This window comes from Streptomyces sp. NPDC004284, from assembly GCF_042874035.1.
Taxonomy (GTDB): Bacteria; Actinomycetota; Actinomycetes; order Streptomycetales; family Streptomycetaceae; genus Streptomyces.
The window spans coordinates 78,113-92,907 of sequence record NZ_JBIAMJ010000021.1 but is presented as its reverse complement, the minus strand read 5'-3'; the positions used below and the strand labels follow the sequence as shown (position 1 = coordinate 92,907).

Below are 14,795 nucleotides of genomic sequence, written 5' to 3'. Positions count from 1 at the left end.
GACTTTACGCTCCGGGCAGCACCTACTTCTGGGAGATCACATGGCCACCTTCGTACTTGTTCCCGGCGCCTGGCTCGGGGCATGGGCCTGGGAAGACACCGCCCGCGCTCTGCGGGAGCGCGGCCACACGGCGCTGCCGCTGACATTGACGGGCCTGGCCGAGCACGCCGACCAGGGCGGACCCGAGACGGATCTGGACACGCACATCGCGGACATCACCGGATTCGTTGAGCGGAACGGTCTGCGCGAGGTCACGCTGGTCGCCCACAGCTACGCGGCGGCCCCGGTGACCGGGGCAGCCGGACGTCTCGGCGACCGGCTGGAGCGCGTGGTGTACGTGGACAGCGCCCCGTTCGCCGCGGGCATGTGCATGCTCGACCTGATGCCGCCGGAGGCAGCGGACCAGCTGCGCCGGCAGGTCGACGCTTCCGGCGACGGGTGGCGGCTGCCGATGCCGCCGTTTGAGGTCCTGGGCTTGTCCAGCAGCCTCGACGGGCTCGATGAGGGCCGGCGGAACGTTCTGCGCTCGCATGCCACTCCCCAGCCGTTCGGCACTTTCACCCAGCGTCTCGCCGGCCCGGCCGAGCCCGGTCCTGGCGTGGACCGTGTCCTGATCGCCTGCCGTGATTTCACGGGGCTGCTGGAAGCCGGGGTGCCGATGCTGACCTACCTGAACCAGCCGCCGTGGCGGCGCTTCGACCTGCCCACCGGGCACTGGCCGATGCTGTCCGCGCCCGCCGAACTCGCCCGTGTCCTCGACAAGGCCGTCTCCTGACCGCGCCGGCCGAGAGACACAGCCCGCTGCCCGGCCACGAGAGCGTCCGCAGGCTGCGGGCCTGTGCGCAGGCCCTGGCCGGCGGAGCATGCGAGGCCTCTGCAGAGGCGGTCGTCCGACGGGTCTTCGCCATCCAGGCCCAGGACGCCACGGCCGCCGACCTGGGCATCTGGGTACGCGGCCGGGACATCACCGCCCAGGCCATCCGCACGGCCTACGAAAAGGAGCGGAGCATCGTCCGCAACTGGTACGTGCGCGGCACCCTGCACACCATCCCCAGCGACGATGCCCGCTGGGTCCTGCAACTGCTCGCCCCTCGGATTCTTGCCGCAACCAGCCGCCGCTACCAACAGCTGGGCCTGGACGACGAGCTGCGCCGGCGCGCCGACCATCTCATCCGGCGCGTTCTTGCCGCGCACGGCCCACTCACCCGGGCCGAGCTGACCGAGCGCCTCACCACCCTCGGTATTCCGCCGGACGGGCAGGCGCCTTTCCACCTGATCCGCCACGCGGCACTCACCGGCATCCTCTGCCATGGCCCGCAGCGCGCCGGTGAGGCCACGTATGTGCTGCTCGACGACTGGCTGCCCACCACCGGGGGCGCCCAGCGGGAGGGAGACCCTGCTCTCGCCGAGCTGGCTCGTCGCTACCTGGCCGCGCATGCCCCCGCCGCTTTGGAAGACTTCGCCTCTTGGTCCGGGCTGCCGGTCACCTGGGCCCGCAGGGCCTGGAAAATGCTGGCGGAATCCGGCGTGATCACCGAGTACGGCGCACTGACCATGCTCGCCGGGCGCCTGGAGGAACCAGCGAGTACATCTCGCACGGCAGACGTTCGCATGCTGCCCGCCTTCGATAACTACCTGGTCGGCTACCGCACCCGGGAAGTGTCCGTCCCCACTCTGCACCAGGCCCGCGTCTGGCCGGGAGGCGGCCTCATCCGGCCAACCGTCATCGCCGACGGCCTGGCCATCGCCACCTGGACTCGTGGTTCCGGCGCGCGCTCCATCCAGGTGGATGCGTTCGAGCCTGTCCCACCTCGGATCGAGCCGGGCATCGCCATGGAGAAGGAGGCCGTCGCCCGCTTCCTGCAGGGTGGGTCATGACCGCTCTGCCGAGGACTGGCCGACGGCGTCCGCCGAGGTGCGGGGGCCGGGCAGTCGTGCCCGGCCCGGGCATGGGGTCAGGCGCGGGCATGGGGTCAGGCGCGGGCATGGGGTCAGGCGCGGGCATGGGGTCAGGCGCGGAAGCCGGATCTGCCCATGCTGCCGCGTGTTCGTTTCTTTCTATGCGTACGGGGTGGACCGGGTCAGCTGGTCTCGGCTTCGAGTGCTCGCCAGGCGAGCGGGGCCATGGTGAATGCCGTCGCGCTCACCGCCCACACGTGAGTGCGCAGGTGGGCCGGTTCTTTGGGCTGCCGGGGGCGGTAGCGCGGGAGGCCGTAGCGGTGTGCGACGTGGTGCAGTGCGAACTGAGCCCACCGTGCCACAGGCCCGCGGCCGCCGATCCGGGTGATGATCCTCATGGTGTCGCTCAGCACGTCGCCCGAATAGGCGCGCTTGTCGGCGAGGAAACGGAGCAGTTGGCATGCCAAGGCGCCTCCGAGATCTGCGGTTCGGGGATCGTCGAGGTGCGCCGGCTGGAAGTGGCCCGGCAACCGTTCTTGCGGGAAAGGAGGAAGAGGACGGCCGGGGAGCGGGGCTGCCGGAGTCACCTCCACCCTGCTCGACAGGGAGTTCGTGAGCGGTGTCGGCTGGATTCGAGAGCGTGGTGAGTACCGTGCGCAGTTCCTGGCTCGCGCGAGTCTGCTCAGCACGTCGACGGGGCACAGGAGTTCGGCGTGCTCGGCCGGGTGGCGTAGCGGGTGGTCTGATACACCGGCGAGGGCGCAAAAGGGCAAGGAACGCAGAAGACAGCGAACCGACTCCACCCAGGCCCTTGCCGCAGCACGGGAACTCACCCGCCTGGAACTCGTCCTCGAAGCGGTACGCGCCGCGCCGGAAGAGGCCGCCGGTCGCGCCCCCAAGATCCTGGACGAGCTGGTGGACGCCAAGTGGGCCGTCCGCTACGGCCGGCCCACTCGGCGACGACTGCACCAGCGAGGGTCGCTGTGCGGCTCAACTCGCGTCGGATGGTGTGGACCGCTCGCCGACGAGCGGACGGACGCGTAGACCCGGGCGGTGACCTGCAGGGGTGTGACTGTTTCGAGACCGGAGGGTCACTGGACCTCTTTCATCCCGTGCCGGAAGGGTGAAATGGCCTGGTGGGCGGGGGCGTGACAGGGCAGGGCCTCTGATCGTTTGCGTGGTGATCTCACTCATCACACCGGCGACCGGGGCCCTGTTGGTTCCGTATCCTTCCATGCTCGACGTCCCGCACGAGTGGTCGAGCATGTCTCCTGGCTCATCCACGCTCGAAGGCGTGAGCTGAACTCGCCGTAGAGACGGCTCGGTTGCTTCAAGCAGGCACTGCTCGTTCTGGCCCACCTTCGGAAGAACGAGACGTTCGCCCAGCTCGCGGCCGGGTTCGGCGTCTCGACCGTCACTGCCTGGCGGTACGTCGACGAGACCCTGGACGTCCTCGCAGCGTGGGCACCGGGCCTGCACGAGGCCCTGACCGGCCTGGGTGAGGACGACTTCGTCATCGTCGACGGCACCCTGATCCCCACCGACCGCATCAAGGCGGACGAGCCGTACTACTCGTAAAAGCACAGGCAGCACGGCGTGAACGTGCAGGTCATCGCCCGGCCCGACGGCACACCGCTGTGGTTCTCCCGCGCGACACCCGGCCGCACTCATGATCTGACCGCGGCCCGCGCTCACGGCATCGTCCAGGCCTGTCTGACCCGGCAGGTCCTCGTCCTCGCGGACCGCGCCTACCAGGGCGCCGGCGCCACCGTCCGCACCCCCTACTACCGACACCACGAACAACCCGAGCACTACCAGCAGTACAACCGCGACCACGCCCGACTCAGAGCACCCGGCGAACGCGCCTTCGCGCAGCTGAAGTCCTGGCGCATCCTCCGGCGGGCCAGATGCTCCACTCGCCGCATCGGCACCATCGCCCAAGCCGTCCACACGCTGCTGACCTGCGGCTATTCAGGATGAAAACGCCTCAGTGACCTGGACCCACGACGGCAGAGGTGAGTAGCAGGCCCACCGAAGCCCTCGCGTCCCACCGCTTACCGTGCACGGGCTCATTAGACCCGAAAACCAAAGAGCTCTACTCAAAGATGCAGCGGACGTGTGGTCCACCGAAGTATCCGCAGAATACGCATGGCTGGAGATGGCGGCAGCGGAAGAACCTGTGGGGCATTACGTTCACGTCGAAGATCTCGGCAAACACCATGAAGTACGTCCGACCCTCCTACCCATCGTGGAAATCGCGTCGACGGAAAGGTTGCCCATGCGGCACACGGCTGATGTGCGCCCATTTGCCTTGACGCCCCAGGAACCTGAGATACGGATCGAATCCCAAGGGCACGCACAGTCTGGTGCCGGACGGCGGTTCCCGATGATCCTCACGGGGGCCGTCACCGGGCTGACTTCTACCGAGGCAGATCGCCTGGTCTGCATGATCTGTCGACATGCTGAAGCAGCAGGTGCGCGAGATACTGCTGATGACAAAGACGGTGCGCGCTACCGGTGAGGGCCCAGAATCGATCAACCGAGATCCGAGCCATGAGAGATAGAGGTAAGGCGGGAACGCTATGGCCACTAAGACAATTGACGTCACATTGGCGACCATACGCAATGTCGGCCCTCGAAACGTAGCGCCGAAGGGTGCCCTAAGTGCAGAAATCGTACGCTCTATAAACGATGACGAGGTGTTTCAGGCGGAAACTCTGTACTCGCGGGACGATGGACAGCCGATGCATCCGAGTGGAGCACTGCTCCTTCCGCCGGGCAAGAGTCTCACGTACAACATCACGAAGCGACTGACGGTTTCTCATTTCGAACAGGAAACCGAAGGACATGTCAATCAGATGTTGATATTTGACGAGCATCTGACGGAGGATGTCCTGGACTCGGTACTTCATGTTCATCCCGACGAAAAATATCAAGGCTCTTACAGACGTCAGGTGTCATTTGACGAGATCGACGGATTCAAGGCCGTCTCATGCGACTACAGAGTCCTCTTGGGTGGTGAAGAAGTAGCCAAAATCATCGTCGGTTATACGGTAAGCCTCGTTGATTCGTCCGGATAGCCGGTCGCGCTGTTTGAGCCGGCGCTCGGGGTGTCGATCGCCTCGACGAGCCTGTCCCCCACCCTGTGGCCCTCGCATACTCGGCTCGCCCGCCGGCCCGAGCGCTCGTACCCGGTCAGGCGAGTGAACCGTCATCGACGAGGCGGACCCGGTAGTGGCCTTGGGGCGGCGCCACCGGTAGCCGCCCGGCTCCCAGATCCGTCATGAGCGCGGTGGGATCGGTGCGCAGACCGACGGTGCAGGGTGAGCCATCGAGTCGCGCGCGCAGGAGGCCGAGGTCGAGCCGAACGACGTCCGTCAGCCAGGGGACGGGCGGCCGGGCCTCCAGCAGGTGGTCTGCGAACGCGAACGCTTCCTCGGAGGCGAAGAGGCGGGGCGGGCACGAGCGCGTGTAGCCGCTGAGCAACTCGCCCGTACCGAACGGTCCCAGCGTCAGGAACAGGAGCCGCATCGTGTACCGGAGGGTGCCCGCGAGCGCACTGCCCCTGAACTCGGCGACCAGGTCTTGGAGCAGCCCGATCGCCGGGTCGGTCACCAGTTCCTGGGCCAGCGGTGTTCCGGGATCGCGGCCGACGGTCAGACTGCCGAGGGCGAGCTCCCAGTCGCCCGGGGTGGTCGTCTCTCCTCTGGTCGGGTGCGGAACGTCGGTCGGAAGCGGCGGCGACAGCCGTGCGAGGGGGGCCTGCGGGGGCCATATCTCCTTCAGCGTCACGAGCAGTTCGCGGATGGCGCCCGCATCGAGATCCGGTACGGCCGAGGGCGTCACCTCGAACAGGACTGCGCGCAGGGCCGGCAGCTGCGGCAGGATCCGGTCGGCGAGTGCCAGCAGGTCGTCGTCGGGGAGCCCGGAATGGGAGTCCAGCCAGTACCCGCGGTACTCGGAGCCGCCGGCCAGGTGTACCTCCCACACCCGGTCGAGGGGCAAGTCGGCCAGCAGGTCGTCCACCGTGCCACGGCCGTTGCGTTCGTTGGCCAGGACGTTGTGCAGGTCCAGGAGCAGACCGCAGCCGCTCTTCTCTGCGACCCGCCTGACGAACGCGCCGTCGGGAAGGTCGCCGGGGCGCGGTCGGAGGTAGTTCGTGCCGATCTCCACGGCCAGGGGCACCGGAAGTGCATCGGCCATGGTGCGAATGGACCGGGCGGCCGCGTGGGCGCCCGCCTCCGTCTGGCAGGGCGGCAGCATGAACCCGGTGTGGAACCAACCTCTGCGGTCCGCCACCCGGTTGAAAGCGAGATGCTCGCTGACCCACGGCGCGTGCAGCCTCCCGGCCAGTTCCCCGAAGAGCGCTGTCTGCCGCGGGTCGGGAAGGCAGGAGCCGCCGACCGGATTGCCGACCCCGTGCAGCAGGCGCGCACCGGGAAGATCCGAAAGCCGTCCCAGCACGTCCTCGTCGATCGAGATCTCGCCATCTCCCCGGACTCGCCACAGGCTCTGCGGTTCGATCTCGACGACGTCGAGCAGGTCGGCAACCTCGTGGAGAACGTGGTCGAGACCCGGTACGTAGGTGAGTCCCACCCCTAGTCTCGTCACGACGGGCCCTGGGTCAGCGGGTCAACGAGGCGGCGACCGCCGGCTGGACCTGGCCCTCCGGGTCCACCACGAAGTCGCGGGCGATGGTGATGCGGAGGTCCCTCCCCGAGTGGCACGTGGGGCACCCCAGCTGCGTCATCACGTCCTTGATCACACCCTGCATCTTGTCCAGGTCGTTGGCCACGGACACCGGCACCGTGACGTTGACCGCCGCCAGCCACGGGTCCGGCACCGGTCCAGCCAGCGTGTTGTTCGGCATGGGGTCTCCCTGTAGGTCGGGTCCTGTTGCGTGCGGCAGTCTTCGGCGCCTGGACGGCCGCTCCACATCATGCAGGGACGCCCCGACACGTCACGAGAAGGCGCGCAGGCGCACCCGGGTGAGGGCGACTCAGAGCACCCGGAGGCATGGCGGTCCCAGCGGCTTTGCGGATCAAGGCTCGTCGGTGCCTGTGACGTGGCCTTCGACGACGCCGGAGCTCCAGTGGAGGGTGAGTCCGGCGGTGACGGCGTCGAGATCCTGGCGGAGGAAGCCGGCGAAGCCGCTCATCGGTTTCGGGGCGTCTTGCTCGGCTTGTCGGATCCATTCGAGCAGGAAGGGTCCGCGGCGGTGGCGGACCAGGCCGGTGAAGGCTCGGGCGAGGTCGCAGGCCCGGGTGATGTCCGGGCAAGCGAGCCGGACTTCGAGTAGCCGCTTCTCCTGTTGGTCGGTGAGGGTCTCGCGAGGGCCCATGATCCAGCTGGTGATCTTGCGGGGGCTGGGGGTGGCGGCCCGGACGGGTTCGGCGTTGCCGGCGCGGAGGGCGGCGAGGTGTTCGCGGACGACCTGGCGGCTGCCGCGGTAGCCGCGTTCTCGGATGTCGAGAAAGAGGCGGCTGCCGCTGACCTGGCCGAGGGTCTCGGTGAATCGGGTGTTGAGGTAGGGCTTGAAAGGCTCCAGCACACCTGCCGGGCGGCGTTCTCGGCGGAGGCGAGTAGCTGGTCGAGGTCGGTGTCGCGGAAGCGGCGCACGGTTGTGCGGTCGAGGTTCAGACGGCGGGTGATGACGCCGATGGTCCAGCCGGCGGCTGCGGCCAAGTTCACTCTGCGTCGCCTTGCCCGCCGCTACCAGCGACTCGACCTCGAAATCACCGAGTACGACGCTGAACTGGCCACGCTTGCCGCTCAGGCGGCACCCGGCCTTCTCGCTGTCTACGGAGTCGGGCCGGAGACAGCGGCCCGGCTTCTGGCCGCGGTGGGTGACGACCCCGAGCGCCTCCACTCGGAGGCGGCGCTCGCCCATCTGTGCGGGACCGCTCCGATCCCGGCGTCGTCCGGTCGACGTGACCGTCATCGCCTGAACCGAGGCGGCGACCGGTCCGCCAACGCCGCCCTCTACCGCATCGCCGTAGTCCGCATGCGACACGACGCCCGCACCCGCGACTACGTCACCCGCCGCACTGCACAGGGACTGCAGAAGAAGGACATCATCCGATGCCTCAAGCGCTACATAGCCCGTGAGATCTACAGAGCCCTGACCTGCACAGTCACCACAGAAACCCCTCTCCAGAGCACCGCTTGACGAGAGACAGGAGCACCCCCTTCGGTCGTTGGCGTGTCGAGTGGAATCAACACGCCGACGACGAGGGTCCCTGCCTCGTCACTCACCACACCCGCTGACCAGCTCATTTCCCCCTCCAGCACAGGATGAAAGAGGTTCAGTAAGGATCTTCAGCGACGCCTCTCCAGGGTGAGGACGGCCTTGGTGATTGACGTGACTCGGTGGGGGCTGCTCCGGGCTTTGCGGAAGATCCGCCAGGCCTTGAGGCGGGCGAAGGCCCGCTCGACGGGGAAGCGGAGTCGGGCGTGTGCTGGGTTGACGGCACCCTGTCCGGGTGCGAGGGGGCGTCCGAGGTGGCGTTTGAAGGGCACCTGGAAGGTTCCGCCGGCGCCGGCGTAGGCCTTGTCGGGGAGGACGAGGATCCGCAGTCGTGCACAGACGGTGATGATGCGGTGGATGCGGGCCGCGGTGATGTCGACCGTGCGGCCGGGCAGTGCGGGCGAGTACCAGGTCAGCTCGCCCACCGGGTTGGTGACGGCCTGGACGTTCACGCCATGCCGTCGGGCCTTGCTGGAGTAGTCACGCTCATGATCGCCGACCCGGTCGCATTCGGCGATGGTGCCGTCCACCAGAACGTGCTCGGGACGCGCACGGCGCAGGGCCTGCGTCAGGGACGGTGCTCTCGCGGCGAGGAGGTCGATCACGCTCTGTACGTAGATGTGGGCGGTGCCTTCGCTGATGCGGGAGCCCGCGGCGAGCTTCGCGTAGGTGGTGTGCTCGCGCAGGTAGACCAGGACGACGACGGCGCGCTGTGAGGGCCGCGGTTTGCAGCGGCGGTCACCCTCGCGGGTGACGATCAGCATCGTGACCCATTCCACGAGTGCGTGCGGCAGGTCGAGTGCGGTGCCCCTATGGATTGCAAGGAGTGGTCGGCATGACCAGGTTGGACCGGAGGATCTCGTAGACGGTTCGGGCGAGGTAGCGCTTCAGACAGCGGATGATCTCTCGCTTGGACAGGCCTTCCGTGGTGCGGCGCCGCGCGTACTCCTGGGTGGCTGGATCCCAGCGCAGGCGGGACAGCACGGCCCGGAAGAGGGCTGGGTTGGCCGGCCGGCTACCACCACGGCTGAGCCTGCGCCGACTGGTCTTTCCCGAGATGCCTCGACCGGACTGGTGCCGCAGAGCGCGGCGAAGGACGCCTCCCCCCTGAGGCGGTCGGGGGTTGCCGCCCGCCGCGATGAGCAGAGCGGCAGCCGAGTCCGGCCCGATTCCCGGCAATTGCAGCAGGTCAGGGGCTGCCTGTTGGATCAGTGATGTCCTCTGTTTGAAGACATCACTGATCTTTGCGTCGAGGAACTGGATGCGCCGGGCAAAACAGCCGAGCGTGTGGACGACCGCCGCCTCCGCCGGCCCCAGGCCCTTCCAGTCCCCTGGGGCGCACTGGACGATGAGCCGAGGCAGAGGCAGCTCCTCCAGCGGCTCCCTCACCAGGGTGCCGGCGTTGACCAGGACCGATCTGAGCCGGTTCACGGCCTGGACCCGGGCTTTGACCGCGGAGTCCTCGGCGATCTTCAGAACCCGGGTCGCCCCAACGGGACCGTCGCCGTTCTTCGGCACGACCGCCGCCTCACCGCTGAGCACGGACCGAGCGGCGGCTTCCGCATCCACCACGTCGCTCTTGCCGCGCCTGCGACGCATCGCCCGGTTGGGCCGGTTGACTTCGACGACCTCCACACCGGCAGCCCGGGGCAGACCCGCTTCGTAGGAACCGGTGCCCTCCATCCCGGCCCGCTTCGCCAGGCCCAGGGTCTGAACCCAGTCCAGCAGTTCCCGGTGGCCGGCAGCGGTCGTGGCAAACGATCCGGTCCCGAGAACCACGCCAAGCATGTTGATGGCCACAGCGACGTGGCAGTCCTTGTGTGCATCGACGCCGACGGCGACCTCGGTCCGCTCGACTTCTGCATGAGTGATCACGAACGCGCCTTCCCTGCCCTGGCCGAAGCATGACGCCACCGGACGGGAGAAGGGTCAGATCCTTGGCAAAGCCGGAGTAAAGCACCTATCCGGACACGAGCGTCCCGCCTCGGAGGCGGACCCGCACCGCTCCGGACACAGCCGGCAGATCGCACTCAGGGCATCCGCAAGCGGGCCAGGCAGGATACGGGCCAGGCCGCGCCGGAACGGCACCTCCCATCCTCACAGGCAGGATAGGTGACCAACGAGGCCTCCGGTCGCGGCGGTTGAGACGTCAGACATCTCGAACCACTGCTCGAAGGCCTCGCCTGCCATCCGCAGACAGCCGTCACCCGATCGGTGACCACTCTGAAGATCCTTAATGAACACGACATGCGAGCCCGACACTCGCTCACCCCGCTCCTGGGCCGAACTCGCCCCCCTCCTCAGCCTCGGAGTCCCGAGGCGACGGGCGGCCGAACAGTCGCCCGAACAGACTGCCACGGCCTTCTACAGGTGGAGGGCCAAGCGGAGGAATCGAGGAGACCTCCACCCACATCCAGCGGTTGTACCCCGGCACCTTCTGGGTGGGCAGACGCAGGTCGGCTCGTTTGTGGACCCAGTCGGGGTAGGCGAGCAACACGCGCCGTCGTGGCCGTCCCTGCGCGAGAGCCGGGGGCAGCGCTGTGGCGATCGCGTCGAGGAGCCTTTCGTCGGTCTCCTCGCCTGCCAGGACGATGCGCATCGTGGCGGGCGTCCCGCCACGGCGGGGCGTCCAATGGCGCTCGGCCACCCGGACCACCCGCTCCGCGACTTGGACGGGGGCTAGGGGGATAAGCAGCCGACCGGGCTCGGTTCGGCGGGCCTGAAGGCGGTTGGCGAAGATGTCGACGTCCGATGCGTCACCGGTCCCGGAGACGGTGAGCCGTAGACGGGATCCCGCGAGGTCGGGGTCCACAGCCCCTTTGTAGAGCGTGCGGAGCTTTTGTCGTTCGGTCTCGGCCCAGGAGCCTCGCAGGCCTGCCAGAGGCTCGTCCCTCAGCAGGATCTGGGCGGCTCGGTAGAGTCGTACGCTCATCGGACGGTCACCGTTTCTGCCCGCTGTCGTCATCTCCAACAGGAGCTTCTCTGCATGGGCCAGGTCGAAGCGTCCGTCAATGTGGACGATCCGGGCGCTTTCTCCGGACTCTTCGATGGGGTGGCCCTTAGCGGTGAGGAGGGCGAGCCGATGGCGCAGGTCGTCCTGCGTGAGGGCATCCGGAGGAGTGCGACGGAGATCGTCGGTCGGGACCCAGGCGCCGCGGGCGAGCAGCAGCCGGGCCAGGATCAGTGCGTCCGTTTCCGGAAGCGCGTCGAACCAGGCTTTGACCAGGCCGAATACGCGGTAGTTCGGGCGGCGGACCACGGCGGTCGTCCCGGCACCCCTGAAGCCGGCGGCGTTCAGGTCCGCCATGTGCCGCACGGCCTCATGGCGGTGTGTGGCCTGGACCGAGAGCAGGCCTAGCACGGCCTGCTCCAGGGGCAAGGACACGTCCTGGCTGACCTCTCGGGGCGACAGCGGGGAGACGCCGTGCTGCAGGGGGTGTCCGGTCGCGAGTTCGTACAGCAGTCGTCCCAGGTCGTACAGGTCGTCCTCCATGCGGTGGCGGCCGGGGGACGGGGCGGCATCGGTCAGAAGGGGCTCGCTCTTCTCGGACAGCAGGACGCGGTCGGCGTTGATCCGCCCGTGCACGATCCCGGCGTCATGCAGGGTGACGACCGCCGAGCAGAGCGCTGCGGCCCACTTCATGGCGAGTTCTGCGTCCAGTCCCTCCGGACTGGCGGAGAGAAGGTCGCGCAGCGTGGTGCCCGGAAGGTCCGCCAGGACCACCGCGCAGCAACCGTCGAGTTCCAGGCCGCTGAGGACCCGTACGACGTGCGCGTGGGTGATGTTCCGCTGTCTGTCCACGCGTGCCAGGAATCCGGCGGGCGCCGGGTACGGGTGGATTCGCAGGAGGACTCGGCGGTCCATGACCTCGTCCTGGGCGAGGAGCAGCTGCTCGACGGACAGGTCGGGTCTGCGTCCGAGCGGCCGATAGCGTTCGGCGATCAGCCCCGCCCAGGCCTCCGTTCCGTCGTCGCCGACGTCCGTCGTCGAGTGCGTGGGGCCGGCTGCGGCGGTCTCGCCGGTCGGCGGCTGCCGCTCTGTGCCCGATAACAGTCGCAGGCTCTCGTTGCTCACCAGAGCGAACGGGCGGCCCACGGCCCGTTCCCCGCTCTGTCCTTCCAGGCTCTCGACAAGCGCGCGGAACTCCCCCGGCAGCGCGCCCGCTCGGTCGTCGATCTCGGTGCTGACACGGGCGAGGAGCCTGGCGGTGGCGACCAGGGACGTGTGGGGCAGGGCGGTGAGGAGGAGTTCGCGGACGCCGGGGCGGAAGTCGTACGCACCTGGGCCCGCGCCGGGCTCGGCGCGGAGCATGCCGCTGAGCACGACCTCGGCAAGGTGCTGGGGTGCGGGACGCTTCTCGACGGCCGCCTGGATCAGCCGCATCACAGGCAGGTGTGCCGAGCCGGCGGCCAGATGCGCGGCAAGCCGGAAGGCCTGCGGTGAGGCAACGGCATGGAACCGCACCACCAGCTCCTCCGGGTCCGCCTCCCCCGGAACGAGGGCGTCCTTCGGGGACACCGGCGGGCCGGGAGTGAGGAAGGCCGCCGCGCCCGGCACCTCCGCGCCGGACGGGGAGGAGACCAGCGCCGCCCAGTGGCCGAGCCACTCGTGGGATGGTTCAAGCACGGGGAGCGGCACTCCTGTGAGGGCACGGCCGCCGCCGTCGTAGGGGACGAAGTCCAGGGCCGCGTTGGGTGTTCCCGCAGCAGGGGCGACGAACCGGCCGGGCTCGACGGGCATCGCGGTGTGCCGCCAGAGTCGCTCGGGGAGCGGCTGCAGCAGCGCGACCGGCATCTCCGCTCCGAGTGCGGCGAGCGTGGCCCGCCAGCGCACGCCGGCCGGGCCCTCGCGCCACTGCGGGCCCATCGCGTCGCTGACGACGAGGACGGCGGTTCGGCCCCGCTCCCTGTGGCGCAGCGGCAGCCGGCCTTCCGGACCGAGTCGCAGCACATCGAGCGTGCGGAACGCTCCTGTCTGCGCGAACATGGTGTGCAGTTCTCGCACGAGCGGCCGCCACATCGTCATCGTCGGCCCTGCGTCGTACACGATCCGCAGGTGCAGCCAGCGCTCCTGCCGGGGGCGGAGTACGGGAACCCAGTAATCCCTGCCCAGCGTGGCGATGCGTTCGGCTGTCGCCGCCTCGTCCAGCTCCCAGCCGGCTGTACTCGGGACCATGCGCCGCAGCGGCCGCAGCGAACGCTGCAGGTCGAGCGGCCTCGTGAGCATCGGTGGTCCGGGCACGAGCAAGGAATCGTGCCCCCGGGCCGGCTCGGGCACGCGGGGTGTGGGCAACGGGGTGTGCAACGGGACCCGCGGCGGCGGCTGGACGGCCGGCCGGGGTGGGACGGGCCTCGGCGCCTCGGGCGTCGACTCCTTCCGCAGTGGCGGATCCATGGGGGCGCGGACGGTCTGTTCGTCCAGCCGGGCGGTGCTCTCCTCCGTCGTCCCGGTCGCCGCGGCTTCTTCGAGCCGGGGAAAGCCGTCCATCTGTCGTGCAAGCCAAAGAAGTTCGGCCAGTTCACGGCCGGTAGGAGGCTCGTCGCCCGCCCGGACCAGGAGCCCGGCGAGGGTACCCAGTGTCCTTGTGGGCCGGTCGACACGGTGGGCCTTCCTCTGCCTCCGCTCAGACGTCATCTGTGTCCCATGTCTCTGCGGCGCGTCCCAGATAAGGCATCAGCTTCTCCGCCAGATCCTCCCTGGACGGCGCCGCCAGACCCGATGTCCTGGTCAGATAGATCGCATTGAGCAGTTGGTCAGTGGCGAGCTCGCCCGCGCTGCCGCGACGCAGGAAGGTGTCGACGAGGGCGAGGTCCTGGTCGTTCAGGTCTCCCAGGTGGGCGCGCACGATGTCCTCCAGCTGGTCACGCAAGGGGCGGCGGAGTTCGAGGCGGACGCAGCGGCGTAGGAAGGCGGGCGGGAACTCGCGCTCTCCGTTGCTGGTCAGTACCACGAACGGGAATGCCCGGCAGCGGACTTCGCCGTGTCGTAGCGGTGCGCGTTCCTCCGAGTCAGCGACCATGACGTCGACCGCCGGGCGCGAGCGTGCAGCCCGAACCAGCTCCGGGATCTCGTACTGGCCTTCCTCCAGGATGTGCAACAGATCGTTGGGCAGGTCCAGGTCGGACTTGTCGATCTCGTCGATGAGCAGCACGCGAGGGCGCTGGTGCGGAAGCAGTGCGGTGCCCAGGGGGCCGAGTCGCAGGTGATCCTCGATCGCCGTCTCCTCGGCGTCCGGTTCGCCCGTGCCGACCCGCCCGGCGGCGTACAGCCGTGACAGCGGGTCGTAACGGTACAGCCCGTCGGTGAGGGTGGTACGGCTGGTGATGTTCCAGCGGAGCACCCGGCCCAACTTCAGCTCCCTCGCCACCGCGTACGGGAGGCTCGATTTCCCGCTTCCCGGCGGTCCGGTCACGAGCAGGGGGCGTCGCAGGTAGAGGGCGGCGTTGACGAGCTGCACGGTCTCCGGGGTCGGCTGGTACGTCCGGGCCCGGTGCATCCGGCCCGGAGCACCGCCATCCGGCTCCTCCTCCGGTACCGGGGGCAGCGCGGGACCACCGTCGAAGGTGCGCCATGGCGGTGGGTCGGGCAGTGCGTCGACGCCGTCGTGGGGCTCGTTCGATCCGGTGTAGACGGGCCAGAGGGGCATGC

Annotated in this window: 13 protein-coding genes and 1 pseudogene; 6 read left to right on the top strand and 8 right to left on the bottom strand. The window is 68.8% G+C overall.

All coding sequences use genetic code 11. The features are described 5' to 3' along the window. Positions 1-40 precede the first annotated feature (40 nt). A complete protein-coding gene (locus ACFYUS_RS34990) occupies positions 41-775 on the top strand; it encodes an alpha/beta fold hydrolase (RefSeq protein WP_388861580.1) in 735 nt (244 codons plus the stop codon). After that, complete coding sequence (locus tag ACFYUS_RS34985) at positions 685-1,878, top strand: winged helix DNA-binding domain-containing protein (RefSeq protein ID WP_388861578.1); 1,194 nt, start codon at positions 685-687, stop codon at positions 1,876-1,878. The genes ACFYUS_RS34990 and ACFYUS_RS34985 overlap by 91 nt, the downstream gene beginning before the upstream one ends. 203 nt (positions 1,879-2,081) lie before the next feature. On the opposite strand, the gene ACFYUS_RS34980 is transcribed toward ACFYUS_RS34985, so the two are convergent. Continuing rightward, complete coding sequence (locus ACFYUS_RS34980; RefSeq protein WP_388861576.1) at positions 2,082-2,366, bottom strand: hypothetical protein; 285 nt, start codon at positions 2,364-2,366, stop codon at positions 2,082-2,084. Between the two features lie 710 nt (positions 2,367-3,076). Here ACFYUS_RS34980 and ACFYUS_RS34975 point away from each other — a divergent pair. From ACFYUS_RS34975 to ACFYUS_RS34965, 3 genes and pseudogenes are all read left to right on the top strand, one after another. Next, positions 3,077-3,879: pseudogene (locus ACFYUS_RS34975) on the top strand (transposase family protein). A gap of 136 nt (positions 3,880-4,015) precedes the next feature. Beyond that, positions 4,016-4,420, top strand: coding sequence for a hypothetical protein (locus ACFYUS_RS34970; RefSeq protein WP_388861574.1), 405 nt, complete (start codon positions 4,016-4,018; stop codon positions 4,418-4,420). A gap of 61 nt (positions 4,421-4,481) precedes the next feature. Then, positions 4,482-4,979, top strand: a complete 498-nt coding sequence (locus ACFYUS_RS34965) for a hypothetical protein (protein ID WP_388861573.1) — start codon at positions 4,482-4,484, stop codon at positions 4,977-4,979. Positions 4,980-5,094: 115 nt separating this feature from the next. Here the strand turns inward: ACFYUS_RS34965 and ACFYUS_RS34960 are convergent, their stop codons facing one another. The 3 genes from ACFYUS_RS34960 to ACFYUS_RS34950 form a co-directional block, all read right to left on the bottom strand. Beyond that, a complete protein-coding gene (locus ACFYUS_RS34960) occupies positions 5,095-6,495 on the bottom strand; it encodes a DUF692 family multinuclear iron-containing protein (RefSeq protein WP_388861571.1) in 1,401 nt (466 codons plus the stop codon). Positions 6,496-6,523: 28 nt separating this feature from the next. Continuing rightward, complete coding sequence (locus ACFYUS_RS34955; protein WP_388861569.1) at positions 6,524-6,769, bottom strand: hypothetical protein; 246 nt, start codon at positions 6,767-6,769, stop codon at positions 6,524-6,526. A gap of 171 nt (positions 6,770-6,940) precedes the next feature. After that, on the bottom strand, positions 6,941-7,450 hold the full coding sequence (locus ACFYUS_RS34950) for a transposase (RefSeq protein ID WP_388861567.1): 510 nt from the start codon (positions 7,448-7,450) through the stop codon (positions 6,941-6,943). A 99-nt stretch (positions 7,451-7,549) separates the two neighbouring features. On the opposite strand from ACFYUS_RS34950, the gene ACFYUS_RS34945 reads away from it, so the two are divergent. Beyond that, positions 7,550-8,068 carry a transposase gene (locus ACFYUS_RS34945; RefSeq protein WP_388861565.1) on the top strand — a complete coding sequence of 173 codons (519 nt, stop codon included), beginning with the start codon at positions 7,550-7,552 and terminating at the stop codon, positions 8,066-8,068. A gap of 149 nt (positions 8,069-8,217) precedes the next feature. Here ACFYUS_RS34945 and ACFYUS_RS34940 read toward each other — a convergent pair whose 3' ends face one another. The 4 genes from ACFYUS_RS34940 to ACFYUS_RS34925 form a co-directional block, all read right to left on the bottom strand. After that, on the bottom strand, positions 8,218-8,910 hold the full coding sequence (locus ACFYUS_RS34940) for a transposase family protein (RefSeq protein WP_388861563.1): 693 nt from the start codon (positions 8,908-8,910) through the stop codon (positions 8,218-8,220). A gap of 46 nt (positions 8,911-8,956) precedes the next feature. Beyond that, on the bottom strand, positions 8,957-10,021 hold the full coding sequence (locus tag ACFYUS_RS34935) for a transposase (protein WP_388861561.1): 1,065 nt from the start codon (positions 10,019-10,021) through the stop codon (positions 8,957-8,959). Between the two features lie 391 nt (positions 10,022-10,412). Further along, on the bottom strand, positions 10,413-13,781 hold the full coding sequence (locus tag ACFYUS_RS34930) for an SAV_2336 N-terminal domain-related protein (RefSeq protein WP_388861559.1): 3,369 nt from the start codon (positions 13,779-13,781) through the stop codon (positions 10,413-10,415). After that, positions 13,771-14,793 (bottom strand): AAA family ATPase, encoded by a 1,023-nt coding sequence (locus ACFYUS_RS34925; RefSeq protein WP_388861557.1) that lies wholly within the window; start codon positions 14,791-14,793, stop codon positions 13,771-13,773. The genes ACFYUS_RS34930 and ACFYUS_RS34925 overlap by 11 nt, the downstream gene beginning before the upstream one ends. Positions 14,794-14,795: the final 2 nt, after the last annotated feature.

Coding starts and splice junctions, on each gene's coding strand:
- ACFYUS_RS34990 (WP_388861580.1), top strand. CDS start 41: ATGGCCACCTTCGTACTTGTTCCCGGCGCCTGGCTCGGGGCATGGGCC.
- ACFYUS_RS34955 (WP_388861569.1), bottom strand. CDS start 6,769: ATGCCGAACAACACGCTGGCTGGACCGGTGCCGGACCCGTGGCTGGCG.
- ACFYUS_RS34930 (WP_388861559.1), bottom strand. CDS start 13,781: ATGACGTCTGAGCGGAGGCAGAGGAAGGCCCACCGTGTCGACCGGCCC.
- ACFYUS_RS34945 (WP_388861565.1), top strand. CDS start 7,550: ATGACGCCGATGGTCCAGCCGGCGGCTGCGGCCAAGTTCACTCTGCGT.
- ACFYUS_RS34940 (WP_388861563.1), bottom strand. CDS start 8,910: ATGCTGATCGTCACCCGCGAGGGTGACCGCCGCTGCAAACCGCGGCCC.
- ACFYUS_RS34965 (WP_388861573.1), top strand. CDS start 4,482: ATGGCCACTAAGACAATTGACGTCACATTGGCGACCATACGCAATGTC.
- ACFYUS_RS34925 (WP_388861557.1), bottom strand. CDS start 14,793: ATGCCCCTCTGGCCCGTCTACACCGGATCGAACGAGCCCCACGACGGC.